The organism is Paraburkholderia madseniana, assembly GCF_009690905.1.
Classification (GTDB): Bacteria; Pseudomonadota; Gammaproteobacteria; order Burkholderiales; family Burkholderiaceae; genus Paraburkholderia; species Paraburkholderia madseniana.
The window spans coordinates 60,805-86,945 of sequence record NZ_VOSW01000038.1; the positions used below are offsets into that span (position 1 = coordinate 60,805).

Consider the following 26,141-nt stretch of genomic DNA (forward strand, 5'->3'; position numbering starts at 1 on the left):
CAGGTCCAGAGAAAGGTTAGATTGACGGGCGAAAAGCAAACAATTCGACCTCGAGTGGCAACGGCGTCAAACCCGTAGCGTCGGTGCATTCGATACCTGCCGCCACGGCAGCAGCTTGCGTTCGACCAGGTCGATCAGGAAATACAACACGAAGCCAATCGCCATCAGCACGAAGAGGCCGGCCCACACGGTGTTCAGGTCGTAAAGACTTGAGGCGGTAAAGATCATGTGGCCAAGCCCTTTCTCCGACGAAATGAATTCGCCCACCACTGCGCCTACCAGACCAAAGCCGATGTTGATGCGGAATGTCGAGATCACATATGGCAGCGTGAACGGAATAACGACTTTCAGGAACACATCGTTTTTGTTCGCGCCAAGCGTGACGAGGAGTGCCTGAAGATCAGGATCGGCCTCTTTCGCTGCCTCGTAAGCGGCTATCAGCGCGACGATCGCAGTGAGCGAAATCGCCAGCGCGACTTTCGAAACGAGCCCGGTGCCGAACCAGAGAATCACAATCGGGGCGAAAGCGATCTTCGGGACGCTGTTGATCGCGACGATAAACGGCTCGATCAGTCGCGCCACGAACGGCGAATACCACAGCGCGAGGCCGCAGACCGAGCCGACCGCCGTGCCGAACAGAAAGCCGAGCATGGCTTCGAACATGGTGTAGCCGATATCGACGAAAAGGTCGCCTGATTCGGCGGAGCGAGCCAGGGCGTCGTAGATTTTTGTCGGCGAGCCGACCAGGAAGTTCGATACCCAGCCAAGCCGCGCAGCGCCTTCCCATATCGCAAAGAATGCAATCACCGCGACGAGCTGCAGGGCTGTGCGCCCCCATCCGGTATTCAGCGCGGGGCCTGAACGCGTCTGGCTGCGTGTCGCGGAGACTTTCGCGTTATTGACGGATGCGGAATGGTTCATGCCGCCTTTACCTCGGTCTGAATATCGAGTTCCGCGCACAGCGCGTGAAAGTAGCCGGGAAAGTTCGAATCGCTGCGCGCACCGATCGGCGTGCGCGCGCCGATCTCGATGTCATAGACCTTTTTGACTTGCGAAGGCCGGCCGCCTAGCACCACCACACGCTTGGACAACGCGACTGCTTCGTCGATGTCGTGTGTGACCAGCACGACCGTTTTGTGGAACGTCTCGACCGCTTCCATCAGCACGCCTTCCAGATACAACCGGGTCTGATAGTCGAGCGCTGAAAACGGCTCATCGAGCAGGATGATGTCGGGGTCGTTGATCAAGGTGCGGATCAGTGCGACGCGCTGGCGCATGCCACCGGACAGCATGCGGGGATAGGCGTTCTCGAAACCCGCAAGGCCGTAGGTGTTCAGGTATTCCATCGCCATTTCGCGCGCTTGCGCAACCGGCATGCGGGACAACTCGGGCCCAATCAGGACGTTCTGCAATACGGTGCGCCACGGCAACAGCAGGTCACGCTGCATCATGTAGCCGACTTTTCCGCGCAAGCCGGTGACCGCCTGCCCTCGATAGACGATCTCGCCGCTGTCGGGTTCCAGGAGGCCGGCGATTACGTTGAACACGGTCGTCTTCCCGCAGCCCGACGGGCCGATGATGCTGACGAAATCTCGTTCGTTGATGTCGAACGACAATCCACCCAGCACATCGACCGAGCCCTGCTTACTGGAAAAGGATTTTCGAATGTTTCGCAACGCTAGTTGTACTGACATGCTGATCCTCGTGCTGAACTTGAATCACTTCGCGCTTCGCTTGCGTGCCCGCTCCGCGCAGAGTCGGTACACGGTTGGTTGACGGTTGTGAAGTGTCTGACTGGGGAGCACTTAATTGCTGTTTTCGTCGGTTGTCGGCGGAATATAGGTGCAAAACGCAACAATTGAAATATCCATATTGATTCGATTCGCACAAAGCGTGCCATCGTGCGAGAGCCCCATATACAAGTGCGAAGTGGGTATTTTCAAGTGGAGGTGAGCACACTGCCATGTTCGGAAAGTGTGCAAATGCGCGCAAGGAAGGTGCATCAGGCACAACTAGATCGGCGACGCACCGCCTCAGGGCGAAACGCGAACGGTCGACGGCGAAAGACCATTGCAAGAAATTCGGGATTGTGAATCGGTGCGAGAGCCGCCTCCAGAATTGAGGCGCCGTACCAACGCGGTTACATCAGAACGTCTAGTCGGTATCGTCGACACGCTTCCAGAATTCGAACGCGGTGGCGCATGCGTTGCGCGGCGCGCCCGTGGCGAGCAGCAGCCAGAGAAGCAGGCGCGCCTTGCGTGGCCCGAGCCACCCGGAAAACAACGCACCGCGGCGGGCCAGGTCGATTTCGGAACCAGAAAAGCCATAAGTACGCGCTGCCGTCGATCCCGATCCCGTGCGGCTGGAGACGACGATCGGCAGTCGCGGCACCAACGCCTCGATGCGCTGTGCTTCGTCATCCGAAACATGACCTGCACCGTAGGCCGCGATGACGATCCCGTGATATCCCGCGTGGGCGACCGCGTCGAGCATCTCACCCGTCTCGCCCAGACATGTTTCCACGAGTGCCACTCGAACCGACAGGTCGGGCTTTGTAAAGCGCTGCGAATAGCGCCTGGACGGTGGACGGAAATATTGGGGCAGACCCTCGAGCACCATGCCCGCCGGCCCCACGACCGGTGACTCGAAAGTTTCGACGGACATCGAGTTCGCTTTGCGCACCCAGCGCGCCTCGTGGATCGTGTTGTTCATGACTACGGCTACACCGCGCCCGCGACTGGCGCCGTACGCTGCGCAGGCCACTGCGGCAAGAATGTTGGCGGGCCCATCCGCCCCCGCGGCCAGCGGCGTGCGCATCGCGCCTGTGACCACCAGCGGCTGCGGATGCGTCCACAGAAGATCGAGCAGGAAGGCGGTTTCCTCAAGCGTGTCGGTCCCCTGGGTCAGCACGATCCCGGCGGCGCCGGCAGCCACCATGCACTCTGCCCACACCAGACTGTCCAGCACATGCGCAAAGTTCAGCGAAGGGCTGGGTAACTGCAAAAGCGTCTCGGCGTGAATCTGCGCGATATCAGCCAGACCTGGGACCGCAGTCACCAATTGTTGAGCGGAAAGACGTGGCAACGCGCCAGCGTCGGCATTGTCGGCGGTCATGCATATCGTGCCGCCTAATGCACCGACAGCGATCCTCGGATAGTTCATTGACGCGTTCCTTTCGAGTGCGTTGAAAATATCGGCTTAAACCGTACCTCAAATAGCCTGCAAAAACTCGCCACCGGCGAGGAGCACCGTTGTCGCGCCCGGAATCGGTGCGACAGCGATCTTGCACTGCGCGATGCACCGTGCTCGCGCGCACTTGCACAAGTCCCGCGCATTGCAGTGTGCTCTTGCCGCTCGGGCAAGTGCCCGACTTGCCGATACCTACTGGATTTGCCGCGCGATGGCATGCTTCGTGCCTATAAATGCGTAAATTTCAATTGTTGCAAGTTGCAATTAATGTAGCACGGTTGAATCGGAGATCAACCTGTCGCAGGCGCCATATCCGGGGTTGGAGCATCTGAACGAGCACGGCCGCTAATCCGACGCACGCGTGCAGCCGGAATCATTTTGTGTCATTTCTTCTTATGAGGTGCAGCATGTTGAAGCGAATGTTTGCTCGGTGCGTGGCTGGGGTGCTGATTGCGAGCGCTGCGACGACGGCGTGTGCGCAGGAAGCATCGAAGGTGTTACGAATCGTGCCGCAAGCGGATCTGAAGATTCTCGATCCGATCTGGACTACTGCATTTATCACGCGCGACCACGGCTACATGATCTACGACACGCTGTTCGGCGTGGATGCCAAGGGCGTGGTGCAACCGGAGATGGTGGACACGTATACGAGCTCGCCGGACGGCAAGACCTGGACGTTCACGCTGCGCAAGGGGCTCGCGTTCAGCGACGGCAAGCCGGTCACCTCAGCTGACGTTATCGCGTCGATCACGCGCTGGGGCAAGCGCGACGTGTTCGGCGAGAGAATGTTCGCGGCACTGCAGTCGTTCGATGCGGTCGATGCCAAGTCCTTCCGCATGACCTTCAGGCAACCCTTTCCGATGGTCCTCGACGCGCTCGGCAAGCCGTCGGGCAGCGCCGCATTCATCATGCCGAAGCGGGTCGCCGATACGCCGGCGGACCAACAGATCTCTGACTACACCGGGTCCGGCCCCTACATCTTCAAACAGGACGAGTATCGCCCGGGCGCGAAAATTGTGTACATCAAGAACCCGAACTATGTGCCGAGGCCTGAGCCGGCTTCCGGTACCGCAGGCGGCAAGCATGTTTATGTCGACCGGGTCGAATGGATCGTGCTCAAGGACGCACAGACGCAGGCCAATGCGATTGCGAACGGTGAAGTGGACATGATCGAATGGATGCCCGCCGAGCAGTACGCCGCGTTCAAGGGCAATCCGAAGCTGGAATTGGTGAAGCCGACTCCCGCCGGGCTCTTCGACCTGCACCTGAATCATCTCGTGCCACCGTTCAACAACCCGAAGATTGCCCAGGCGGCAATCATGGCGATCAACCAGGAAGCGTTGATGCGTGCCCAACTGGTGAACAAGGATCTGTACCGGACGTGTTCGTCGATTTACCCATGCGATTCGCCGTTGGCGTCGACCGAGACTGCCTATTTCACCGGCAAGCCTCAGTTCGCGGCGGCGCGCAATCTGCTGAAGGAAGCGGGCTACGATGGCAAGCCGGTGGTATTGATGTATCCGTCTGATTACGCAGTACTCAACAAGTTTCCACCCGTCATGGCGCAACTGTTGAAGCAGGCCGGTTTCAATGTCGACCTGCAGGCCATGGACTGGTCTACGCTCGTGACGCGCCGAACCAGCAAGGCGCTCGCCGACAAGGGGGGCTGGAACCTGTTCATTACCGGATGGGCGCCCGGCGACACGATGAATCCATTGTTCTTCACTCCGCTGACGGGCAATGGCGAAAAGGGCTGGTTTGGCTGGGCGACTGACGACAAGATTGAGCAGCTCAAGAACGATTACCTCGTCACCAACGATCCTGTGCAGCGCAAGAAGATCGCCGCGGCGATCCAACTGGAAACGTACCAGAGCGGCATCCTGGCGCCCTTAGGCGACTTCGATTTCTACTCGGTGATCCGCAAGGGCGTCGTCAGCGGCGTGGTCCCAGCTCCGGTCAACGTGTTCTGGAACATTCGCAAGAGCTAACCCGTGTCGGCGGCTGGCTGTTTGCCGGCCGGCTGCCGTCTCGCAGGGCAACGCGAGCCCGTCTATCCACAAACCGGCTTTGGAGCGTAATCGACATGGCTTTCTTTCTTTTCCGGCGCGTATTGTCGACGGCGCCAGTGCTGGTCATTGTCGCCCTTATCGTGTTCATGATTCTGCGCCTGACGCCGGGCGATCCGGCTGCGGCGCTTGTTGGTGACAACGGCACTAGTGCCGACATCGCGCGGATCCACGCGAGCCTCGGGCTCGACCGGCCGCTGCCGGTGCAGTTCGTCAAATGGACCGGGCAGTTGCTGCAGGGCAACCTTGGCGACTCGTACTACATGAAGCAGCCGATTACCCGGTTGATTGCGCAACGCATCGCACCGACCGTGTCCTTGTCCGCCCTGACACTGGTGATGACGCTCCTGCTCGCGGTGCCGCTCGGCGTGATCGCGGCTTCGCGGCACGGAGGCTGGCTGGACCGGATGCTGATGGGACTTTCGGTGATGGGATTCTCGGTGCCGTCGTTCGTGGTCGGCTATATCCTCATATGGGCGGTCGCCTTGCATGCGAAGCTGCTGCCGGTGCAGGGGTACGCTCCACTGAGCGCGGGCATCGGTCCGTGGCTCACGCACCTGATCCTGCCCGCCATTACGCTGTCGATCGTCTACCTTGCGCTGATTGCCCGCGTGACGCGCGCTGCGGTTGCCGAGGCGCTGACTGAAGACTACATCCGCACCGCCCGCGCCAAAGGTATCTCCGAAGCACGCGTGCTGATTCGCCATGCGCTGGCCAATGCCGCGGTACCGATCGTCACGGTAATCGGCATTGGCGTCGGCTTGCTGATCGGTGGCGTGGTGGTCACCGAAACCGTCTACGCGATCCCCGGGCTCGGGCAACTCACGGTCGACGCGGTACTGGCGCGCGACTTCCCGCTGGTACAGGGCATCACGCTGTTCTTTTCCTTTGTTTACGTGCTTATCAACCTGCTGGTCGATATGAGCTATCTGCTGCTCGACCCGCGTATCCGCTATTGAGTGAAAGGACGATTGGACATGAGCGACGATCACGATCCGACGACCATTGCCGCACCGGCCGCCATTCTTGCCAACGTGGAGGTGGCGCCTGCTATACGCTCGCGCACACCACTGTGGCGCCGCGTGCTGCGGAACTGGTCGGTGCGCCTGGGATGCGGCGCACTGGCGCTTCTGGTCTTCGTAGCCGTCGCCGCACCGTGGCTTGGCACGATCGACCCGACCGCGATGGATCCCGCGAGCGCCAACCTCTTACCGGGCGCGACAGCCGAATTCAGTGATCTGTCAGGCGCGACGTTCCAGCACTTCTTCCCGATGGGCACCGACAGTCTCGGCCGGGATACCTGGAGCCGGGTCGCCTATGGTGCGCGCGTGTCCCTGTCGGTCGGCATCACGGTGGCACTGCTGGCGCTCACCTTTGGCGCACTGGTCGGCGTGGCGGCGGGGTATTTTCGCCGCCTCGACGACGTCATCATGCGCGCCATGGACAGCTTGATGGCGATTCCCAGCATCCTGTTCGCGATTACGCTGATGGCGCTCTGGCGGCCGACGCTGGTCACGGTGATCGTCGCGATCACGATTCCCGAAATTCCGCGCGTCGCACGGCTGGTGCGCTCGATCGTACTGAGCATTCGCGAAGAACCCTACATCGAGGCCGCCATTTCGTTGGCCACGCCGACCGTCAAGATTCTGTGGCGTCATATTCTGCCGAATGCAATCGCGCCGCTGATCGTGCAGGGAACCTACGTGTGCGCGTCGGCGATCCTGGTGGAAGCGATCCTGTCGTTTCTCGGCGTTGGCCTGCCACCGGATATTCCGACGTGGGGCAACGTCATGGCCGACGGCCGCATGCAGTTCAACCAATATCCTCAGACCGTGTTGTTCCCAGGTGTTTTCCTGGCGCTGACGGTGCTGGCCGTCAACATCATGGGCGACGGATTGCGCGACACGCTCGATCCGAAATTCAACAAACGGGGGGGCTGACGCGATGCGCGACTTCGACTTCAAAACGGCAGCACCCTCCGCCGCCGGGCCGGCCACAACCGTCCTCGCCGTGAATAACCTGACCATTTCCCTGCCGGCCGGAGCCGACCGGCCCCATGCGATCCGGCATGTCTCGCTCGACGTGCGGCAGGGGGAGATTGTCTGCCTGCTGGGCGAGTCGGGCTCGGGCAAATCGGTGATCGCGCAGGCCGTGATGGGCTTGCTGCCGGCGGCGCTCAAGGCGGTGGACGGCAGCATCGAACTGCTCGGCGAAGACGTGCTCACAGCAAGCCCGGACCGCATCCGCCAATTGCGTGGCGAAAAGATGGCGATGGTTTTCCAGGAGCCGATGACGGCCCTCAATCCGATCATGACGTGCGGCGCGCAGGTCGACGAGATGCTGGCACAGCATAGCCGTGCCGGCGTCGGCGAGATGCGCCGGCGCATTCTCGAGATATTCGCTCACGTCAGGCTGCCGGAACCGGAGCGTATCTACGCGTCTTACCCGCATCAGTTGTCGGGTGGACAGCGCCAGCGCATCGTGATTGCAATGGCGCTGATCCTGAAGCCGTCGCTGCTGATCTGCGACGAGCCCACCACGGCGCTCGACGTCACGACCCAGGCCGAGATTCTCAAGCTGATTCGTGAATTGCAGACTGAGAGCGGAACAGCCGTGCTGTTCATCACCCACGATTTCGGCGTCGTCGCCGAAATTGCTGACCGTGTCGTTGTGTTGCGGTTGGGTGACATGGTCGAGCAGGGCGCCAGGTTGCAGGTGTTGCAGCAGCCGCGCGAGCCCTATACCCGTATGTTGCTGGCAGCCGTCCCCACGCTGGTGCCGCGTACGCGCGCCCCGGTGGAGAAAGCCTATCCGCTGCTAGACGCGCGTGGGATCGGGAAGACGTATGTGACGGGTTCCTGGCCCAGCCGCAAGCGCGAGGTGCGGGCGGCCCGTGATGTCTCGCTGACGGTGCATCCGGGCGAAACGGTCGGTATCGTGGGCGAGTCCGGTTCGGGAAAATCGACTGTCGCGCGCTGCATTGCGCGGCTGATCGAGCCGAGCGCCGGCGATATTTTCGCCGGGGGCCGATCGGTGGCCAAAGCGCGCGGCCGCGCGCTATATCCGTTCCGGCGCGGCGTACAGGTTGTGTTCCAGGATCCTTACCGGTCGCTGGATCCGCGCCAGACAGTGGGTGCCTCGATCGTCGAAGGGCCGTTGAATTTCGGTGTGCCGTACGCTCAGGCGTGGCAACGTGCTGAAGAACTCATGACGCTGGTACGGCTCAGGCCCGATGCGCTGAATCGCTACCCTAGCGAATTCTCCGGCGGCCAGCGGCAACGCATCTCGATTGCGCGGGCGCTGGCATGCGAGCCACAAGTGTTGATCGCCGACGAGGCGGTCTCCGCACTCGACGTCTCGGTCCAGGCGCAAATTCTCGAACTGCTGGATGACATTCAGCAGCGTCTGCGGATCGGCATTCTGTTCATTACACACGATCTGCGGGTGGCCAGCCAGATCTGCGATCGGGTCATCGTGATGCGGCGCGGCGAGATTGTTGAGGAAGGGGCGATCCAGGACGTGTTCCTTGCGCCGCGCCACGAATATACGCGGGCCTTGCTCGCGGCAGCGCCAGGGCGTGGCTTCGCGTTCGGCGCCGCTTGACAACGAGTAAAGGAATAGGGCAAGTATGGACAACTCACTGGTTTCGCTCTCCGCGGACGCGGCGCGGCGCCTGATAGGTAGCCGGCAGGTGTCGCCCGTCGAATTGCTGGAGGCATGCATCGCGCGGATCGAAGCGCTGAACCCCGCTGTCAATGCGATCGCTGCGACCTGCTTCGAGCGTGCGCGCACCGAGGCGAAGCGCGCGGAGGAGGCCGTGTTGCGCGGTGAGCCACTGGGCCTGCTGCATGGCCTGCCGCTTGGCGTGAAAGATCTCGAGGAGACGGCCGGCCTACTCACCACCTATGGCTCGCCGCTGTTTCGCTCGAACGTGCCGCAGCGCGATAGCGTGATGGTGGCCCGCTTGCGCGCTGCGGGCGCGATCGTCGCGGCGAAGACCAATGTGCCGGAAATGGGCGCGGGCGCCAACACACGTAATGTCGTGTGGGGCGCGACCGGCAATCCCTTCAATCCAATGATGAACGCTGGCGGTTCCTCGGGCGGTTCGGCCGCCGCGCTCGCCACCGATATGCTGCCGCTTTGTACCGGCTCCGACATGGGCGGCTCGCTGCGTATCCCCGCGGCGCTGTGCGGCGTGGTTGGCTTCCGTCCTTCGCCTGGACTGGTGCCGAACGACAGCAAACCGCTTGGCTGGACGCCGATCTCGGTGATCGGCCCGATGGGGCGCGAAATCGCCGACATACGCCTGCTGCTGGCGGCGAGTGTCGGTCTCGACGCTAGCGATCCGTTGGGCGAGGATGCTGATCCTTCCGCCTTCGCACAGCGTGAACGGGTCGACCTCTGCACGCTGCGCGTTGCCTACACGGAGGACTTCGGCGTCTGCGAGGTCGACGAAGCGCTGCGCTCGACCTTCCGTGCCAAGATTGCCGGGCTGTCCCGCTACGTGAAGGTCTGCGAGCCGCTCGAGATCGATGTGGGTGAAATCGACCGCTGCTTCGACGTGATCCGCGCGCAGAACTTCGTCGCCGGTTTTCAGGATGCCTACCAGCGCGATCCCGCTTCGCTCGGGCCGAACACGCGAAGCAACTACGAAATGGGGCAATCAATGTCCCTCGCCGACGTGGTCTGGGCGCATGCCGAACAGACCCGCCTGTTTCGCCGTTTCCAGGGAAAGTTCCAGGATTACGACCTGATCGTCTCGCCAACTTCGCCAATTTCGCCCTTTCCATGGTCGCAAACTTATCTGGCCGAGATCAACGGGCGGCCGCTCGCGAACTATTACCGCTGGCTGGCGCTTACCTATGTGATCACGCTGACGACCAATCCGGCTTTGTCGCTGCCGTGCGGCCTCGACCAGGCCGGCATGCCGTTCGGCCTGCAACTGGTCGGGCCGTTTCGCGGTGATCGTCGCCTGCTCGACATCGCCCAGGCATTCGAGACGGCCTGGCGGCACGATGAAGCGCTGCGGCGCCCGCGACCCGATCTGACGAAACTGTTGCAGCCGGTCGCCGCGCTCAAGTCCATCGTCACCGACCCGCCGTTGACGGGGATGTCCGCCGAAGCGGACGCCCGCGCGGTGCGGCCCGCAGTATGACGGGCGCCGGCGCCGCTGGCACTCATGCTATCGACTATATTCAATAAGGATACCTACCAATGGAAGACCATTTTGTATTTAATGCCGGAAACGTGGTGTTGCAATCGAGTATCACGTTCAGAGATGCCTGGCTCGCCTATCAAACCTACGGAAAGTTGAACGCAGAAAAATCGAATGTCATTCTGTATATGACGCCGTTTTCCGCGCACCACTATGACATCGAGTGGATGGTCGGTCCGGGCAAGGCGCTGGACACCGACAGGTACTTTGTTGTTATTCCGAATCTGTTCGGCAATGGACTGTCGTCCTCGCCCAGCAACGCAACTGAGCCCTTTAGCGGAAGCCGCTGGCCGAATCTTACGATCGCCGATAACGTCGCGATTCAACACCAACTCCTGACGCAAGAACTCGGCATCGAAGTTTTGCAACTGGCGTGCGGGTGGTCGATGGGCGGGCTGCAGGCGTATCAATGGGCAGCGATGTATCCGCAGATGGTCAGGCGGCTAGTCGTGCTCTGCGGCGCGGCAAAGACCTCGCCGCACAATCAGGTATTCATCGAGGGTGTGCGCGCGACCCTGACGACGGATCCCGGTTTTCAAAACGGAACGTTCGTCGAACGTCCCGAACGCGGTCTGCGGGCCATGGGCCGCAATTACGCCGCCATGGCGATGTCGCAGACGTTTTATCGTGACGAGGCGTGGCGGCAGGCCGGTTTTTCCTCGCTCGAGGATTATCTGGTGATGTCGTGGGAACAGAATTTCCTGAAGCGCGACGGCAACAACCTGTTGGCTCAACTATGGACATGGCAACACGCAAACATCGCAGCCAATTCCAAATATAACGGCGATTTTCACGCGGCGCTGAAAGCGATTACGGCGAAGGCGTTGATCATGCCAAGCGAAACCGACCTGTATTTCCAGGTGGAAGACAACCGTCTCGAGGTCGAGCAAATGCCAAACGCCAGGCTCCTTCCTATTTCGTCGATATGGGGGCATCGCGCCGGGCTGCCGACAGCCAATCTGGACGATGCCGCATTTATTTCCGCTGCGATCACCCGGCATCTTGAGGACTAACGTGCTGGACATGCCGCGGCTGCGTCTCGTCTCTCTCTTCCTTACCCTTCGATGTACTGAGCGCGTTGTCGAGGAGCGTGGTGTCGAGCCTCCATAGAAGCGCGCGGCCTGGGTCATTTCGTGTCACTTATTCGTACGGAGTTGAAGCATGAGCACCCAGGATTTCGGCGCCCGCACCCGCGCGCCGCTTGCACTCTCACTACACAGCCGCTGGTGGCAATTATTGTGCGGCCTCGTATGTGCGATGGTCGCGTCCAATCCCCAATACATCTGGACTTTGCTGACGCGCCCGCTGACAGCGCAGCTCGGCGTGTCGCTGCCGGGTCTGCAGGTCACCTTCTCCATTCTCATTGTCTGCCAGACGTTTCTGTCGCCGCTTGAGGGCTATTTGATCGAGCGCTTTGGGCCGCGCTGGTTGCTCGCCGCAGGTGGCGCGATCACGGGGCTCAGTTGGGTACTGACGAGCCGCGCGGAGTCTCTGCTGTCCGTTTACCTCTGCTATGGCGTTCTCGGGGGAATCGGCGTAGGTATTGTCGTGGTCGGCACGATCGGGCTGATGGCACGCTGGTTCCCAGACCGTCGCGGTTTTGCGATAGGCGTAGTGATGGCGGGCTTCGGCATGGGCGCGATGCTCACGACGTTTCCGATCACCCATAGCATCGCCAGGTACGGCTATCAACATACGCTGGCCGTCTATGGCGTGATCCTCGGCGTGATCGGCATACTTGCCGCGCTCGGCATGAGGCTGCCGCCGCCTGGCTACATGGCGGACTGGCGGCCGCAGAGAGCCGCCGCCGTTGTACCCGACACGCGGCCCGGCAACATGCTGCGCACGCCGTTGTTCTGGCTGATGTTTGTGATGATGTCGATGATGGCGACCTCCGGCCTGATGGTGACTTCGCAAATGGCAGTCTTCACGCGAGATTTCGGCATGGCGGGTGTCACCGTGTTCGGCCTCGCAGCCTTGCCGCTTGCGTTGACGATTGATCGCATAGCGAACGGCGTGACGCGGCCGATGTTCGGATGGGTCTCCGATCTGATCGGGCGCGAGCACACGATGCTGGTCGCATTCGGAATGGAAGCGATAGCGATGACCTTGTGGCTCACGTTGCGGCACGACCCATTGTTGTTCGTGCTGCTGTCGGGCGTCGTCTTTCTCGGCTGGGGCGAGATTTTTTCGCTTTTCCCTTCGACGCTCACGGACACCTTTGGCAGCAAACATGCGATCGTCAACTACGCGTGCCTATCTTATGCGCAAGGTGTCGGTTCGATCCTGGGCGGACCGGTGGCCGCGCTACTCCACCAGCGTACGGGCGGTTGGGACGCGGTGTTCGGCACGGCTATCGCGTTGGATAGTTGTACCGCTGTGCTCGCGATCGCCGCACTCAAGCCGATGCGCCGCGCGTGGTTTGCCCGCGCATCCAGGCGCTCGTAATGCAATCGGCCACGGCCAGCTTGCCAGGAACCTCGCCCACTCGAATCTGCGCGGATGCTGCACCGCTTCGTCGATTCTCTGTTTTCTTGTCTCCTCAATTTTTCACTGAAAGGGATTAAATTCCGATGGATAGCGACCTGATCGACCTGATGATGAAGTGGCGGCACGCACTGCACGCCTGTCCGGAAACTGCGTTCGAGGAGGTCGCAACCGCAGACCTCGTCGCCGGCGTATTGCGACAGTATGGCTTCGAGGTACATGGCGGCATCGGACGAACCGGTGTGGTGGGCACCATGAACCGAAGCGCGGGACCCGCCATCGGCTTGCGTGCCGACATGGACGCGCTGCCGATCGCTGAAGCCAATCGCTTCGCGCATCGGTCGCAACATGAAGGCAAGATGCATGCGTGTGGTCATGACGGCCACACTGCAATGCTGCTCGGCGCCGCTGTCGCGTTGAGCCGCGACCCCAGTTGGCGCGGCACGGTACATGTGATTTTTCAGCCGGCAGAAGAAGGTCCGGCGGGCGGTGGCAGGATGATGGTCGAAGAGGGACTCTTCGAGCGCTTTGCGTGCGACGCCGTGTTTGGTTTGCACAACTGGCCGGGCATCCCACGCGGACATTTTGCGATCAACGACGGTCCGATGATGGCATCGTTCGATACGTTCGAAATTGTTGTCGACGGCAAGGGTTCACATGCAGCGATGCCGGAGGAGGGGAGCGACGTGCTGGTGTGCGCTAGCCAGATCGTCACCGCATTGCAGACGATCATAAGCCGACGAATTTCCCCGAAGGAGTCAGGCGTCGTTAGCGTCACGCAAATTCACGGTGGCGAGGCGTGGAACGTACTACCTGACCGTGCGGTCATTCGCGGCACTGTGCGCTGTTTTTCGAGCGACGTTCAGGAACGAATCCGCTCGTCGATCGGCGAAGTCTCCACGGGTATTGCGCGCGCCCTGGGCGCAAACGCGACGCTTGACTATCGCTACGCGTATCCGGCCACCATCAACACTGCCGCTCAAGCCGATCTTGCAGCTGCGGCTGCCGAAGCGACCGTCGGCGCTTCCGGCGTGCGGCGAGGTTGTGTGCCTTCGATGGCCTCGGAAGATTTTGCGTTCATGCTGCACGCAAAGCCCGGCGCGTACATCTGGATGGGCGTTGATGAGGCGACGCCGGCAGCACCGCTCCACAATCCGCACTACGATTTCAACGATGCCGCGCTTGCGATCGGTGCGAGTTATTGGGTGAACCTCGTCAAGCTGTTTTGCGCCCGGTAAAGGACCCTCATGCAACCTGCCAATCTCCAGCATGCTGTGCAATTCGCGATCGATCATGAAACGCCTTGGGACCGCGAGGTCGATGGCGTATGGGGCGTACATCCGGACGACCCGCCACCCTGGAACCGGCTGCTCGGACCGGTGCATGGGCGTGGCCCCGTGTCCGGCGTCATCACGCGGGCCGGCCGGCCGCTCACTTCTTGGGGCGAATCTGATCGTGCCGACCTGACCTTTAGCATCGCCAAGACCTATCTCGCACTGCTCGCCGGCGTTGCGCACGATCGCGGCTTGATGCCCAATGTCGATGAGCCGGTGCACGTGCGCGTGCCTGGTATCGGCTTTGACGGCGAGCACAACGCGAGCGTGACCTGGGCGCATCTGCTGCAGCAGACGAGCGAATGGCAAGGTGTGTGTTTCGGCTTACCCGACGAGGCCGACCACTACCGATACGTGAAATTCGGGAAGGAGCCCGACGGCAAGAAGGGAGATCGACGGCCGTTACGGGCTCCTGGCACCTACTGGGAATACAACGACGTGCGCATTAACCAGTTTTCGCTGGCGCTGCTGCACCTGTTCCGCCGCCCGTTGCCAGAGGTGTTTCGCGAAGCGATCATGCGGCCACTCGGCGCGAGCGGGAACTGGCAATGGGTCGGCTACGACAATGCCTGGGTGGAGGTGGGCGGGCAGCGCGTGCAGTCGGTTCCGGGCGGCACGCATTGGGGTGGCGGCCTGTCGATCAGCGCCCAGGACCAGATCAAGGTGGCCCAATTTTTCCTGGGTCAGGGCAGCGTCAACGGTGAGCGGATCGTCTCCAGCGAGTGGCTGGAGCGCATGCTGACACCGTGTGCGATCGCACCGTTCTATGGCTACCTGGTCTGGCTCAACCACGAGCGCAGTGTCTTTCCGAGCGTACCGGCCTCCAGCTATTTCGCAATCGGTGCGGGCGGTTCGTTCACCTGGATCGAACCGGAACGCGAACTTGCGGTGGTGGTGCGCTGGCTCAACCCGGCGCATGCCGACGAATTTTTCGGTTTGGTGCTCAAGGCGATTGACGAAGGCGCGACGGGCTAATCAGCATTGATCCGCTCGCTGCACAGTCATCGTGCGCGCTTGCCGCGTTGCGCGCATTGCGGCATGCTCGTGCCGTGTGGCAAGCGCCCGGCTTGGCTGCACGTACGGGGAGTTACTATACGATGGTATGTTTCGTGCAAGGAACGCGTAAAATTTAAATGTTGTAGTGTGCAACTGAATCAGAGTACGTGAATGGGAGAACAACATGTCGAAGGCGCCGTATCCAAGATTGGAGCATTTGAATTTCCGCCTCGACGTACTAAGCGAGTTGGCCAAGGGCGTGGCGTCTGGCCTCTACGAAGCCGAATGCGATGTCACCCTGCGCGACCTGCGCGTGCTGCGTTTCGTCGATATGCAGCCGGGTATCTCCCTCGGTCCGCTGATCGAGCTGACATACCTTGAAAAGACGCTGGTTTCAAAGCTGGTCACCACGCTAGCCAATCGCGGCTTGCTGACGCGCTCTACCGGCACGACGGACGCACGTGTCATCAACCTGCACTTGACCAGGAAGGGCAAGACAATTGTCCGCAAGTGCGATCGGATCGGCAAGATCTTCGACGAGCAGCTCATGTCCGTTCTGTCGGCGGAGGAAAAGCGAGTGCTTTTTCACTGCGTCGACAAGCTGACGGAACACGTTGAGGAGGGCGGTGAATGGACGCTCCCGCCGGCACGACGCAAGCGCACCGCCTGAATCATTGTTGTCATATGTTGCGCACGAGGCTGCAGTCGTTCGGTTCGATGCCGATGCTCTGCTCTTCCGACGCCGCGGCGATCTCGGCCATGATCTCAACCTTGCCGGCTAAAGCGTCACACCGTCGGGTGACCGCGAGGTGGGGGCCAGCTTTTCTCCGCGATCGAACTGCAGCCGCGCCGCTTCCATTTCGATCATGTGACTTTCGGCCCAATCCCAAATGCCGCAGATTTTGTCCAGAAGGCTGCTTCCGAGCGGCGTCAGCCGATAGTCGACGCGCGGCGGTATCACCGGATGCACGTGGCGTGAAACCAGGCCGTCGCGCTCAAGTTGGCGCAACGTCTTCGTGAGCATCTTCTGACTGACGCCACCGATGTGTTCGCGTAGGCGCGAAAAACGCATCTCGCCGTCAGTCCCAAGTGCATCGATCACCAGGATCGTCCACTTATCGGCGATCTGCTCAATGATGTCGCGCGCAAGATCATCGGTTTTCTTTTGCGCGTTGTCGTCGGCGCAAAGCGCATCGTCGCAATTTGTTTCCATGGGGAAAGTATGGGGCCGCGAGGTATTTTGTGGTTGCCTGATGTGGCTGACATGATCGTTGGCCTGCCTTGTTAATCAGCATGCCTCAGTTAATTGGACAGCATCCGACACGGGTGCGGTCTTTCAAATAACGAGTATCGCATGACTATCGAATCACTTGCGATTGAATTTTTACGTACGCCTGTTTCAAGCTTCGGCTTCGGACGCGTCCTTGCGTATCTGGATACCACGGTCGAATTACCTGGCCGCGCGTTGTGAGCGCAAGAAGCGATCTTGTGACAAATCGTCGATGGACTGTCTCCTCTGTGCAGACGAAAATTAAGACTCCGACCAGCACGAAGGAGTATGTCATGGGCCATGCGGAAGTCCGCGAGTTGCAGATTCCGAAACCAATCGGCGGACGCTTGCCGGAGCCGCCGGTATTCGCCAGCTTCGACGATGAACGGCAACATCGCAAGCTCAAACTCGCAGCGGCATTTCGCATCTTTGCGCGATTCGGGCTGGCCGAAGGCATAGCCGGGCATATCACGGTCCGCGACCCGGAGTTTCACGACCGGTTTTGGGTCAACCCGTACGCGCAGCATTTTTCGTCAATCCATCCCGACGATCTCGTTTGCATCGACGAGGAGGCCAACGTTTATCATGGTACCGGACCCGTCAACGCCGCTGCTGCGGCGATTCACTGCGGTATCCACGGCGCGAATCCCGATGTCGTTGCAGCAGCCCATACACATACGCCTTCCGGCCGGGCATTTTCAGCGCGCGCACGGCTCCTTGCTCCGCTCAATCAGGAAGCCTGTCTCTTCTATGACGATCACGTGCTTTTTCGCGGCGACGTAGTCGTACTCGCCACCGAAGAGGGGCGCCGAATCGCGGAGACGATGGGCACAAAGCGCGCCGCCGTTCTGCTCAATCATGGCCTGCTGACCGTCGGTTCATCGGTCGACGCCGCGGCGTACCGCTTCATCGCAATGGAACGTTGCTGTCAGGTGCAGTTGCTGGCCGAGGCGGCAGGTCCCATTGAGCCGTTATCGGACGAGGACGCGCGGGCAACGCGCGCGCAACTCGGGTCCGACTACGTCGCATGGCTCAACTTCCAGGGGCTCTACCAGCAACTCCTGCGCGACAGCCCTGATCTGCGCGAACTCGCGTGAACACGGACGTCCTCGTTTGGACGTCCTCAGTTTGGCGCAAGCGTTGCTTCGAAGGCTGCCGTGCGGTCGCGTTGGCAGCCTTCACGATAGTCGCGCACGGCCGCGCATAGCCATTGATCGAAGCGTTTAAGCGGCTCCCAGTCACGTTTCTGCTCGGGAAACGAGTAGTAGACAGTCTCCGGATTCGGGATCGAATGAGGATGCACCTGGACGAGTGCACCGCTGCGCAACTCCCGTTCAATCAGGATACGCGGAAGCAAGGCCACGCCCAGTCCGGAAATCGCGGCGTTGATTGCCATGATGAACATGTCGTAGTGCTGGTTCGCCGCACTATGTTCGGTGACCTGCGTGGACGCGCTTTCGGACCATGCAAGCCACGCGCGCGGGAGATCGCGGGTGTGAATCCAAGGCAGCGCGCTGATCCTTTCGCTACTCAAGCTTTCGCGCCCGCCGATCAACCCGGGCGCACAGACAGCCAGAATCCTGTCGTCGCTCACGAGCGGCTGTCCTGGCATCGCGGGCCAGAGGCTCTGTCCGAAATAGATCGCGGCATCGAAGCTTGAATTGTCGAAGAACGTCGGCTGATCGCGTCCCATGATGTGAAGTTGCAGGTCCGGGTTGAACTCGTAGAAGTCATGCAGACGCGGAATCAGCCATTGAGACGCGAACGTCACGCCGACGGCCAACTGGATCTTCACTTCGCTTTGCTGGCGCATCAGCTCGAGCGTATCGCGGCGAATCTGGTCGAGATGGACGCGAATTCGCCGCGCGTACTCTGCGCCCGCCGCGGACAATACCAGGCGCTGGCGTACCCGCTCGAACAGGGGGATGCCCAGATGAGCCTCGAGCTCGTTGACCTTTTTGCAGACAGCACCATGCGTTTGCGATAGCTCGACCGCAGCTTTCGAAAAACTTTCATGTCGCGCGGCGGCTTCAAAAGCTTGCAGCGCACTGAGACTAGGGACACCGCGGCGCATCGAGAATCCTTGCTGGCGAAAAGAAATGGGCAATGGATTCATCGATAATAGTCCTTGGCACGGCGAGGCGCTGGCCACGCTTATTCACTGGCAAGCTGTGGCTGGCCAATTTTTCGCCAGCGGGTTTCGAGCAGCGTGACCGTGATCGAGGCGAGCACCATCGTCGCGGCAATGCCGACAAATGCGAGAACAAACGTGCCGGTCGTATCCTTCACCCAACCGATAAAATAGGGCAGCAAGAATCCTGACGATACCCCGATGCTCGTGATCAGCGCGATGCCGGCCGCTGCGGCGCGATCGGTGAGGATGCGGCTAGGCAACTGCCAGAAGGTCGTGATGCTGCAGAAGCAGGCCGCGGAGCCGATCGATAGGGCGATGATCGACTGGTAGGGAGACTTCAGCAGCAGGGCCACCGAGAGCGCGGCCGCGCACACCAGCAGGGGGCCTGCCACATGCCGGGCACCGACTTGGTGGCGGCTAACCACACGGCCCCAGATCAGCGTCGCGACAACGGCAACGCCGAATGGAATCGCCGTGATCAGCCCGATATCCATGAGGCTGTACTTCACCCCAAAAGTGCTTTCAAACGTTTTGATGACTTGCGGCAGGAAATAGAGCAAGCCGATGATGCCGGCGTTGGTGCCGAAGTAGACGACACCGAGCGCCCAGACTTTCGGATTTCCGAGCGCCTTCCAGGCGCTGGACGGCGAGGTGGCGGCCACCGCCTGGGCCCGTTCGGCAGCCAGCGCCGCAGCGATTTCACTCTTTTCCGCAGCGGAAAGCCAGCGGGAGCGGGACGGGTCGTCCGTCAGCCAGAAATAGGCAATCCCGGCCAGGATGATAGCGGGGACCCCCTCCAGCAGAATCATTGCGCGCCAGCCGGTGATGCCGAACACGTTCGCATGCGTCATCAGCCAGGTGGACACCGGTGCCCCGAGCACGCCGGTCAGCGGGATTGCCGTCACGAACAGAGACATCATCCATACGCGATTGCGCGCCGGCATCCACAGTGTGAGGTAATACACCATGCCCGGAAACAGCCCGGCTTCGAACGCGCCAAGAAAGAAGCGGGCGATATAGAGCCAGCGGGAGTCGGGGACGAAGCTCGTCAGCGAGGAGAGCAGACCCCAACTCAGCAGAATGCGCGTCATCCACAGCCGCGCGCCAAACCGATGCATGCACAGATTGCTCGGCACTTCGAACAGAATATAGCCGAGAAAAAACAGGCTTGCGGCGAAACCGAACTGCGCCGTCGTCATGTGGAGTTCGGCGTTCATGGTCAGCGCCGCATAGCCAATGTTCGCGCGGTCAAGCTGGTTCGCGATGTACATCACAATCATCAGCGGCGCGAGCCGCCAGGCGATCCGTTTCATCAACCGATCGGAAATCGCAGGTGTGCGCGGCCCGAGATCCATGGCTTCCTCCAGATTTACGCGTTACGGAATGCTCATCGAGGATGATTAGGCGCCCTGACCGAAGGTACGACAATGCACGAAAAATATTGACTTTGTGAGGAAACGTCACAGATCGAGGCGGGCGCATGACAGATCACCCATTCGCTCCGGACGTGTTCTCAGTCAACCGCCCCTTCGCCGCCCAAAAGCGTGCGGCCGGTATCGGTCGGGCTGGCAGTGGCTGGCGTGCGGCCGAGAAATCCCAGCACGACGAGCGCGGAGGCCAGTGTGATTGCAACGAGAATGTGGAGCAGGATGCGGAACGCGCCATCGTATGCCTGCGCGAGAATGGGCTGCCCCAGCGCGGGCAGAAGAGCGACGGCATGGGGCAGATCGCCGGTTGCCACGCGCTGGGCGGCTTGCGCGGCGGCATCGCGCGAAACGGGCGGGAACGCTGCGAGTGCATCGGATAGCCTTAGACGTGTGAGGACCGCCAATATCGCACCGGCGATTGCGAGCGTCATGCCCTCTCCCGCGACACGCGTCGTGCTGAAGATGCCGGTTGCCATGCCCGCGCGTTCCTTTGGAACGACGCTGACTGACAAGCCATCCATCAGACCCCACGGCAGGCCGGCGCCGACTCCGATGATGAACAGCGGAAGCGTCAGGGCACCGGATGGCGCGTCAGGCGCGATGCCACCGAACCAAAGCATACCGACCGCCGCTATGACGAGGCCGGCCGCTGAAATGACACCGGCCGACATCCATCGCGTGAGAAATGCAGCCGTGATAGGCACAAAGAGCATCGGCGCCGATAGCGAAAGCATCATCAAGCCGGCGTCGATCGCAGAATGTCCTTCAATGCCGATAAATCGCGTGGGCAAGACTAGAAGCAGCGTAACGTAACAAAATGCCGTCGCTAGCGGGAGCGCCTGCACACCTACGAAGCGCGGATAGCGAAATAGCGACAGGTCGAGCATTGGCCGGGAAGCACGCTTTTCGATCCAGACGAACGCGATGAACATCGCCACGGCGCCTGAGAACAGTCCAATGATAAGAGGGCTGCTCCAGCCGCTTTCCGGCCCTTGCAACAGCCCGAATGTGAAGAGTGTCAGCGCGGCGGTGAAGCTGGCGGCGCCAGGCCAATCGAGACCCGTGGCATTGGGGTCGTACGATTCTCTTAGCTTCGGAACGCCGAGTGCAAATCCGGTCAAGCCGATTGCGGCATCCGCGAGGAAGAACGAACGCCAACCGAACGTCTCCGTGAGAAACCCGGCGAGTAGTGGGCCAAGCGCCAAGCCGATGCCGAAGGTGGTGCCGAGCATGCTGAACGCGCGGGCGCGCCCATGTCCGTCGAACTCCTGTGCGAGCGCTGCCGACGCGCCGGCCAGGACCAACGCGGCGGCAATGCCCTGTAGCGCGCGCTGAAAATCGACCCACAACAGAGTCGGCGCCGCGGCGATCCCAAGTGATGTCAACGCGAAGAGCACCACGCCTATGGCGAATACACGCTTTCGTCCGAACAGATCGGCAAGCGCTCCAGAGGCCATCAGACTGCTGCCGAAGCTCAGCATGAAGGCGTTGAGAATCCAGTTGATCGCCACTGGGCTGCCTCCCAAGGCGGTGCCGATGGCCGGCGCGGACACGGCCGCACCGCCGAAATTCAGCGGCAGCACGAGCACGGCGATGCAAATGCCCACGAGGATCAGCATCTGTTGCGAGGCGCTACGGGGGACTGCTACGTCAGCTACTGGCATAACACTAACCGAGGCGGACGGGGTAACGCTTTTTTCCTGCACGGACGATCTCTCTGTTCAACTTCCACGGTTATGCCCATCAGGACATGCGGATTCACCCGGTTTAATTCCGCGCTATCGCGGTGCGATCCGCGTATGGCCGCTCACCTCCCGACCTGCATCCGGTTCTATGCCGATAAAGTAGAGGACCGAGAACAGCACCAGCGCAGACACTATTGGCGTGGTGACGGTCTTCATGCCCAGATTGCCGGCCGCGTACGCGAGCACCAGCAAACCCGCAGCGAATGCATTCAACCCGAAGCCCAACTGGAACAGCAGTGGTAACAGGAAGGGTGAGACGCTAACCGATACGACATATAACGAACCGCCGTCGAGGGTCACGCGGAACGTCGGAATTCGCCAGGGCGAAAGATCGATCAGGGGATGTTCGGCGCGTCCGAAATGCCGTATGGCCAGGACTGCAGCGACAAAGCCGCAGATCAGCGCGGTAGTTGCGATCACCGTCGCATCCAGATTCTCCATGAAATAGGCACTGGCGACGATCAGCGCGATGATGACCGGCTGGCGGCTTGACAAAGACATGGGCGGAAAACGGAATCCGGTCTGTGCGACAGGCCCTCAAACGCTTCAGATTGAGCCGTTTGCGGTCGGTGGCAATCAAAGTTGGGGCTCGCTTCGCGGCAGCCTGAGATAATGAATGGCTGCGTCCGGGTGGCTGGCGAGACTTTTCCGCGTACCCGGACGATATACTCTACCAAACCATAAGTCGTCATGTGAAGACTTATTTTTAAAAACGATGGACACGGGAGCGTTATGAAGGCCAAACCCAGGGATGTTGCAGAGCCGGGCAGCAAGACCGTAGCGGGTCGCGCGCCGATCAAGCGGCCGATGAAGAAAGCACCGCAGCGTCTGCCACGCGCCGAGCGTCAGGCGCGCGTGCTGGAGAAGGCCGCCGAATATTTCGCCGAGCACGGCTTGACCGCGCAGACTCGCGCGATTGCAGAGGCTTGTGGCGTGTCGCAACGTTTGCTGTATAGCCTTTTCCCTAGCAAGGCCGCGTTGATCGACGAAGTTTATAAGCGCGAAATTGTGGGAACCTTCAAGGCGATGTGGTTTGTGCAACTGAAAGACCGCAGTGTGCCCCTTGAAAGCAGGCTCAATACTTTTTATCGCGAGTACTATGACACCCTGCTGACGCGGCAGTGGCTTCGCCTGTTCCTGTACTCTTCGCTTGAAGATCTGCAAATGGCCCCGACGTACACGAATGCCGTCGTGACGCATGCGCTTGAGATCATTGTCACTGAGACGGCGCACGAATTGGGACGCGGCGTACCGGCCGATCCGGCTCATCTGACCGAGGTGGGTTGGTTGCTGCACGGCGCGGTATCCCACCTTGCGATTCGCCGCCGTATTTATTCGAACGACAACACCACGCCCAGCGACGCGGTGATTGCGATGCACGTGCGCGCCTTCCTCACGAGTGCGCCAGCGCTGCTTCCGGCGCTGGCTCCTGAGCCTGACGCGCTGGCGGCCTCGCCAGGCGATGGGCACATCACGCGGAAGTAGGCGATCGACCCGCTTTTCACCTTGGTCGAACTTGCGTCGCGCCAATCTTATGGCGACCGAACCGGCGGTAGCGATCAGGCGGCCCATTTCGGCCGTGCAGAGCAGAATCGGCGTCGAACTGATCCAGCGAAGCAATGCGTGGCGCAAGGTCATCGGGCCAACACTGCCCGATGACCGCAAAGCGCAAGCGCTTAGAACGCGTGCCGGATACCGACGCGCGCGAGGACCTGATTCGCGCTCGACGACGGTGCATCCGCGCCCGTTATAAACGCGGTATTCAACGGGGCCGACACCGTGCCGCCACCCGATGCGTGCTGGTACAAGCCCTGCACATAGACGTCGGTGCGCACTGACAGGTTGTAGTCCGCCATCAAGCCGAACTGCTGGTATTTCGGCTTTGAATTGCCTGCATTGCTGTTGAAATGGGCAATCGTGTAGTTGTACATCGCGCCGACATACGCGGCCTTCGTCAATTGATACTTGGCGTTGAGTTCGAAGTTGTCGAATTTCAGGCTGCTTGCGGTGTTCGCGAAGTTGCCGACGTAGACCGAGCCGGTCGCGTCGTTCAGGCTCGTATGGCTATACACGAAGCCGAGCATCGTCGGTCCGATCGTGTAGTTAATGCCCGCGCCCCAGACTTGTTGACGGCCCGCAAAAAAGTCGGTGTCGTCGGTTGCGAGCGAACCGCCTGTCGTGCCGCCCGGATTGTTGATCTGCATATAAGCCGCGGCCACCGTCACATTGCTGCCCACGTACTGCGCGCCGAGGCTGTAAGACCGATTGTTCGCGAAGCCACCTGCCTGGTTGCTGAAGCCGTACAGACCGCCGAACGTAAAGCCGCCGTACGTATTGCTCGTGTACTTCACGCTGTTGTTCAAACGGAAGGAGTTGTCGGTGTTGTCGTTATCGTACGGATGCGACATCAGATAGCCCGCCCAGTTGCCGTTTGCCGTCAGCGGCGCGAGGAAGTCGACGACGGAGTCATATTGCCGGCCCATCGTCAGCGTGCCGAATTGCGCCGAGCTCAGGCCGACGTAGGCCTGACGCCCGAACATCCGGCCGCCCTGCCCGAGCTTGCCTGAGTTGACGTCGAATCCGTTTTCCAACTGGAAGATAGCCTTGTTTCCACCGCCCAGATCCTCCGAGCCCTTCAGGCCCCAGCGGCTGCCTTGCGCAAAACCGCTTTCCATCTGTATGTTCGAATGGCCGCCGGTATTGTTGGTGTAATTCAGGCCCTCGTCGATCAGACCGTAAAGCGTCACGCTGCTTTGCGCCATCGCGCTGATAGGGGCAAACGTACAGCCGAGCGCGGTATTGGCAACCGCGGCAATCAGGAGTTTTTTCATCAATGCGGATCCTTGTGGGTAAGAACGCCGCGCCGGTGCATCGCCCGCGCTTTTCGCGCGGCGTCCAGGTGCAGCCGACGTCAGGTGTTCGCACTTTAGGACCTACAAAATCTCGCCCCACAGCAATTCAGTATTGCTCGATTGGTGTTGTGCGGGGCCCACGCGTACGTCGCTTCGGGCCTTGCTTTCGAGCGGTTTCAGACGATAGCGCTCCACGACGAAATCGACGAAACTGCGCAAGGCAACCGCCATGTGCGGCTGCCCGAAATACAGCAGCCACACAGTGCGTTCGTCGCCGCATAGCGTCACGTCGCCGAGCAACGCACGCAAGCTGCCGTTGGCCAGTTCGTTCTGCACGAACGAACGTGATAAGCGCGCGATTCCGAGTCCCGCCTGCACCGCACGCTTGACGACCTGAGGACTTTGTATGTTCAGGATCGGCCGCACGACGACGCGTTGTGTGCCGTGGGCGTCGCGAAACTCCCAGTAGCGGCTCGGCGCATCCGACGCGACGAGCACGTCGTGCGAGGCCAGTTCACCCGGCGTACTTGGCGCCGGGCGACGCGCCAGATAGTCTGGGCTTGCAACAATCACGTCGCGTGTTTGCGCGAGCGGTCGGCACACCAGCGACGAATCACGCAGGTGACGCTCCGCACTGAAGCAGACATCGAACTCGCTGGCCGCGACGTCGCTCATATTGTCGAACACTGTCAGGTCGAAACTCATGCGGGGTTCCTGGGCACGGTAAGCGGCAAGCACGTCCGGTAGATCCGTAGTCGCGTACAGCGACGACGCCGCGATCCGCAGCGAACCGGTCGGCTGTTCCACCGCGGAGGCAATACATTCGTCCATGTCATCGAGCTGCCTGAGTAACTCGATGCAGCGCTCCCAATACAGTTGGCCTGTCACCGTCAACGATACGCGCCGCGTAGTCCGGTTGACTAGCCGAACGCCTAAGTGTTCCTCGAGCGTCGCGACACTGCGCGTGACAACCGAATTGGAAATACCCAATTGCTTGGCGGCTTCGGCGAAATTCAGGTACTCCGCGACTTTGGCGAAGATGCGTATCGACGCCAACTGGTTCATCGTGTTCCCTGGCGCATGCCGGATGACAAGCTTCGGACGCAATACGGCGGTGTGAGTGGGCGAGAAACCATGGGTGGGCACTCCATCTGCTAGACGTCGAACTCCTCGCGAGGCTGGAATCGCGTGGGTACGCGCGCGCCTAATCGCGGGAGGTTAGTTCTCAGCATAACGGCCACTTCGTTACCCAAAGCCGTCCTGCAGATTACAGGATTGTCATTTTCCTGGTTAAGACTTAGAGACGGTTTCAAAAAGGCTCCTGCATAGATCGCTGGAGGGTATTCCAACAGATGAGGCAAGCGGCGAACTTCAAGAAAGCTTCATGGATCCTGGCAAGGCGCTCGTAGCGGACTCGAAGACGATG

At 60.7% G+C, this 26,141-nt stretch carries 22 protein-coding genes; 12 read left to right on the forward strand and 10 right to left on the reverse strand.

The features are described from left to right. Window positions 1-66: 66 nt before the first annotated feature. The 3 genes from FSO04_RS20720 to FSO04_RS20730 form a co-directional block, all read right to left on the reverse strand. Entirely contained in the window at window positions 67-921 is an 855-nt protein-coding gene (locus FSO04_RS20720) for an ABC transporter permease (RefSeq protein ID WP_154561984.1), read from the reverse strand. After that, window positions 918-1,694: an ABC transporter ATP-binding protein gene (locus FSO04_RS20725; RefSeq protein WP_154561986.1), complete on the reverse strand. Its 777-nt coding sequence runs from the start codon at window positions 1,692-1,694 to the stop codon at window positions 918-920. Before FSO04_RS20725 ends, FSO04_RS20720 begins: the two co-directional genes overlap by 4 nt. Window positions 1,695-2,154: 460 nt before the next feature. Then, window positions 2,155-3,162 (reverse strand): asparaginase, encoded by a 1,008-nt coding sequence (locus tag FSO04_RS20730; RefSeq protein ID WP_154561988.1) that lies wholly within the window; start codon window positions 3,160-3,162, stop codon window positions 2,155-2,157. Between the two features lie 434 nt (window positions 3,163-3,596). On the opposite strand from FSO04_RS20730, the gene FSO04_RS20735 reads away from it, so the two are divergent. From FSO04_RS20735 to FSO04_RS20780, 10 genes are all read left to right on the forward strand, one after another. Next, on the forward strand, window positions 3,597-5,177 hold the full coding sequence (locus FSO04_RS20735) for an ABC transporter substrate-binding protein (RefSeq protein WP_154561990.1): 1,581 nt from the start codon (window positions 3,597-3,599) through the stop codon (window positions 5,175-5,177). A gap of 95 nt (window positions 5,178-5,272) precedes the next feature. Next, window positions 5,273-6,214 (forward strand): ABC transporter permease, encoded by a 942-nt coding sequence (locus tag FSO04_RS20740; protein WP_154561992.1) that lies wholly within the window; start codon window positions 5,273-5,275, stop codon window positions 6,212-6,214. 18 nt (window positions 6,215-6,232) lie between these two features. Then, the gene (locus FSO04_RS20745; protein WP_154561994.1) at window positions 6,233-7,195 is read left to right on the forward strand and encodes an ABC transporter permease; all 963 of its coding nucleotides are present in this window, start codon (window positions 6,233-6,235) and stop codon (window positions 7,193-7,195) included. Window positions 7,196-7,199: 4 nt separating this feature from the next. Further along, window positions 7,200-8,858: a dipeptide ABC transporter ATP-binding protein gene (locus FSO04_RS20750; RefSeq protein WP_154561996.1), complete on the forward strand. Its 1,659-nt coding sequence runs from the start codon at window positions 7,200-7,202 to the stop codon at window positions 8,856-8,858. A gap of 25 nt (window positions 8,859-8,883) precedes the next feature. After that, on the forward strand, window positions 8,884-10,410 hold the full coding sequence (locus FSO04_RS20755) for an amidase (RefSeq protein ID WP_154561998.1): 1,527 nt from the start codon (window positions 8,884-8,886) through the stop codon (window positions 10,408-10,410). Between the two features lie 59 nt (window positions 10,411-10,469). After that, entirely contained in the window at window positions 10,470-11,483 is a 1,014-nt protein-coding gene (locus tag FSO04_RS20760; RefSeq protein ID WP_154562000.1) for an alpha/beta fold hydrolase, read from the forward strand. 148 nt (window positions 11,484-11,631) lie between these two features. Beyond that, window positions 11,632-12,918, forward strand: coding sequence for an oxalate/formate MFS antiporter (gene oxlT, locus FSO04_RS20765; RefSeq protein WP_154562002.1), 1,287 nt, complete (start codon window positions 11,632-11,634; stop codon window positions 12,916-12,918). 125 nt (window positions 12,919-13,043) lie between these two features. Beyond that, the gene (locus tag FSO04_RS20770; RefSeq protein WP_154562004.1) at window positions 13,044-14,195 is read left to right on the forward strand and encodes a M20 aminoacylase family protein; all 1,152 of its coding nucleotides are present in this window, start codon (window positions 13,044-13,046) and stop codon (window positions 14,193-14,195) included. 9 nt (window positions 14,196-14,204) lie between these two features. Beyond that, a complete protein-coding gene (locus FSO04_RS20775) occupies window positions 14,205-15,266 on the forward strand; it encodes a serine hydrolase domain-containing protein (protein WP_154562006.1) in 1,062 nt (353 codons plus the stop codon). A 205-nt stretch (window positions 15,267-15,471) separates the two neighbouring features. Continuing rightward, a complete protein-coding gene (locus tag FSO04_RS20780; RefSeq protein WP_154562008.1) occupies window positions 15,472-15,957 on the forward strand; it encodes a MarR family winged helix-turn-helix transcriptional regulator in 486 nt (161 codons plus the stop codon). A 108-nt stretch (window positions 15,958-16,065) separates the two neighbouring features. Here the strand turns inward: FSO04_RS20780 and FSO04_RS20785 are convergent, their stop codons facing one another. Then, complete coding sequence (locus tag FSO04_RS20785; RefSeq protein ID WP_154562010.1) at window positions 16,066-16,500, reverse strand: winged helix-turn-helix transcriptional regulator; 435 nt, start codon at window positions 16,498-16,500, stop codon at window positions 16,066-16,068. Between the two features lie 350 nt (window positions 16,501-16,850). Between FSO04_RS20785 and FSO04_RS20790 the strand changes: the two genes are divergently transcribed. Further along, window positions 16,851-17,654: a class II aldolase/adducin family protein gene (locus tag FSO04_RS20790; RefSeq protein ID WP_154562012.1), complete on the forward strand. Its 804-nt coding sequence runs from the start codon at window positions 16,851-16,853 to the stop codon at window positions 17,652-17,654. 26 nt (window positions 17,655-17,680) lie between these two features. Here the strand turns inward: FSO04_RS20790 and FSO04_RS20795 are convergent, their stop codons facing one another. The 4 genes from FSO04_RS20795 to FSO04_RS20810 form a co-directional block, all read right to left on the reverse strand. After that, the gene (locus FSO04_RS20795; protein WP_154562014.1) at window positions 17,681-18,673 is read right to left on the reverse strand and encodes a LysR substrate-binding domain-containing protein; all 993 of its coding nucleotides are present in this window, start codon (window positions 18,671-18,673) and stop codon (window positions 17,681-17,683) included. A 38-nt stretch (window positions 18,674-18,711) separates the two neighbouring features. After that, the gene (locus tag FSO04_RS20800; protein WP_154562016.1) at window positions 18,712-20,046 is read right to left on the reverse strand and encodes an MFS transporter; all 1,335 of its coding nucleotides are present in this window, start codon (window positions 20,044-20,046) and stop codon (window positions 18,712-18,714) included. Between the two features lie 158 nt (window positions 20,047-20,204). After that, entirely contained in the window at window positions 20,205-21,782 is a 1,578-nt protein-coding gene (locus FSO04_RS20805) for an MFS transporter (RefSeq protein ID WP_154562018.1), read from the reverse strand. A 114-nt stretch (window positions 21,783-21,896) separates the two neighbouring features. Continuing rightward, a complete protein-coding gene (locus FSO04_RS20810) occupies window positions 21,897-22,364 on the reverse strand; it encodes a hypothetical protein (protein WP_233464931.1) in 468 nt (155 codons plus the stop codon). Between the two features lie 231 nt (window positions 22,365-22,595). Here FSO04_RS20810 and FSO04_RS20815 point away from each other — a divergent pair, with 231 nt between their 5' ends. Beyond that, entirely contained in the window at window positions 22,596-23,348 is a 753-nt protein-coding gene (locus tag FSO04_RS20815; RefSeq protein ID WP_154562020.1) for a TetR/AcrR family transcriptional regulator, read from the forward strand. Window positions 23,349-23,539: 191 nt separating this feature from the next. On the opposite strand, the gene FSO04_RS20820 is transcribed toward FSO04_RS20815, so the two are convergent. Next, window positions 23,540-24,694, reverse strand: a complete 1,155-nt coding sequence (locus FSO04_RS20820; RefSeq protein WP_154562022.1) for a porin — start codon at window positions 24,692-24,694, stop codon at window positions 23,540-23,542. Window positions 24,695-24,796: 102 nt separating this feature from the next. Further along, entirely contained in the window at window positions 24,797-25,861 is a 1,065-nt protein-coding gene (locus FSO04_RS20825) for a LysR family transcriptional regulator (protein ID WP_233464932.1), read from the reverse strand. Window positions 25,862-26,141 lie beyond the last annotated feature (280 nt).

Excerpts from the sequence above, each read along its gene's own strand:
- FSO04_RS20720 (WP_154561984.1), bottom strand. The coding sequence starts at position 921 with ATGAACCATTCCGCATCCGTCAATAACGCGAAAGTCTCCGCGACACGC.
- FSO04_RS20725 (WP_154561986.1), bottom strand. The coding sequence starts at position 1,694 with ATGTCAGTACAACTAGCGTTGCGAAACATTCGAAAATCCTTTTCCAGT.
- FSO04_RS20730 (WP_154561988.1), bottom strand. The coding sequence starts at position 3,162 with ATGAACTATCCGAGGATCGCTGTCGGTGCATTAGGCGGCACGATATGC.
- FSO04_RS20735 (WP_154561990.1), top strand. The coding sequence starts at position 3,597 with ATGTTGAAGCGAATGTTTGCTCGGTGCGTGGCTGGGGTGCTGATTGCG.
- FSO04_RS20740 (WP_154561992.1), top strand. The coding sequence starts at position 5,273 with ATGGCTTTCTTTCTTTTCCGGCGCGTATTGTCGACGGCGCCAGTGCTG.
- FSO04_RS20745 (WP_154561994.1), top strand. The coding sequence starts at position 6,233 with ATGAGCGACGATCACGATCCGACGACCATTGCCGCACCGGCCGCCATT.
- FSO04_RS20750 (WP_154561996.1), top strand. The coding sequence starts at position 7,200 with ATGCGCGACTTCGACTTCAAAACGGCAGCACCCTCCGCCGCCGGGCCG.
- FSO04_RS20755 (WP_154561998.1), top strand. The coding sequence starts at position 8,884 with ATGGACAACTCACTGGTTTCGCTCTCCGCGGACGCGGCGCGGCGCCTG.
- FSO04_RS20760 (WP_154562000.1), top strand. The coding sequence starts at position 10,470 with ATGGAAGACCATTTTGTATTTAATGCCGGAAACGTGGTGTTGCAATCG.
- oxlT (WP_154562002.1), top strand. The coding sequence starts at position 11,632 with ATGAGCACCCAGGATTTCGGCGCCCGCACCCGCGCGCCGCTTGCACTC.
- FSO04_RS20770 (WP_154562004.1), top strand. The coding sequence starts at position 13,044 with ATGGATAGCGACCTGATCGACCTGATGATGAAGTGGCGGCACGCACTG.
- FSO04_RS20775 (WP_154562006.1), top strand. The coding sequence starts at position 14,205 with ATGCAACCTGCCAATCTCCAGCATGCTGTGCAATTCGCGATCGATCAT.
- FSO04_RS20780 (WP_154562008.1), top strand. The coding sequence starts at position 15,472 with ATGTCGAAGGCGCCGTATCCAAGATTGGAGCATTTGAATTTCCGCCTC.
- FSO04_RS20785 (WP_154562010.1), bottom strand. The coding sequence starts at position 16,500 with ATGGAAACAAATTGCGACGATGCGCTTTGCGCCGACGACAACGCGCAA.
- FSO04_RS20790 (WP_154562012.1), top strand. The coding sequence starts at position 16,851 with ATGGGCCATGCGGAAGTCCGCGAGTTGCAGATTCCGAAACCAATCGGC.
- FSO04_RS20795 (WP_154562014.1), bottom strand. The coding sequence starts at position 18,673 with ATGAATCCATTGCCCATTTCTTTTCGCCAGCAAGGATTCTCGATGCGC.
- FSO04_RS20800 (WP_154562016.1), bottom strand. The coding sequence starts at position 20,046 with ATGGATCTCGGGCCGCGCACACCTGCGATTTCCGATCGGTTGATGAAA.
- FSO04_RS20805 (WP_154562018.1), bottom strand. The coding sequence starts at position 21,782 with ATGCCAGTAGCTGACGTAGCAGTCCCCCGTAGCGCCTCGCAACAGATG.
- FSO04_RS20810 (WP_233464931.1), bottom strand. The coding sequence starts at position 22,364 with ATGTCTTTGTCAAGCCGCCAGCCGGTCATCATCGCGCTGATCGTCGCC.
- FSO04_RS20815 (WP_154562020.1), top strand. The coding sequence starts at position 22,596 with ATGAAGGCCAAACCCAGGGATGTTGCAGAGCCGGGCAGCAAGACCGTA.
- FSO04_RS20820 (WP_154562022.1), bottom strand. The coding sequence starts at position 24,694 with ATGAAAAAACTCCTGATTGCCGCGGTTGCCAATACCGCGCTCGGCTGT.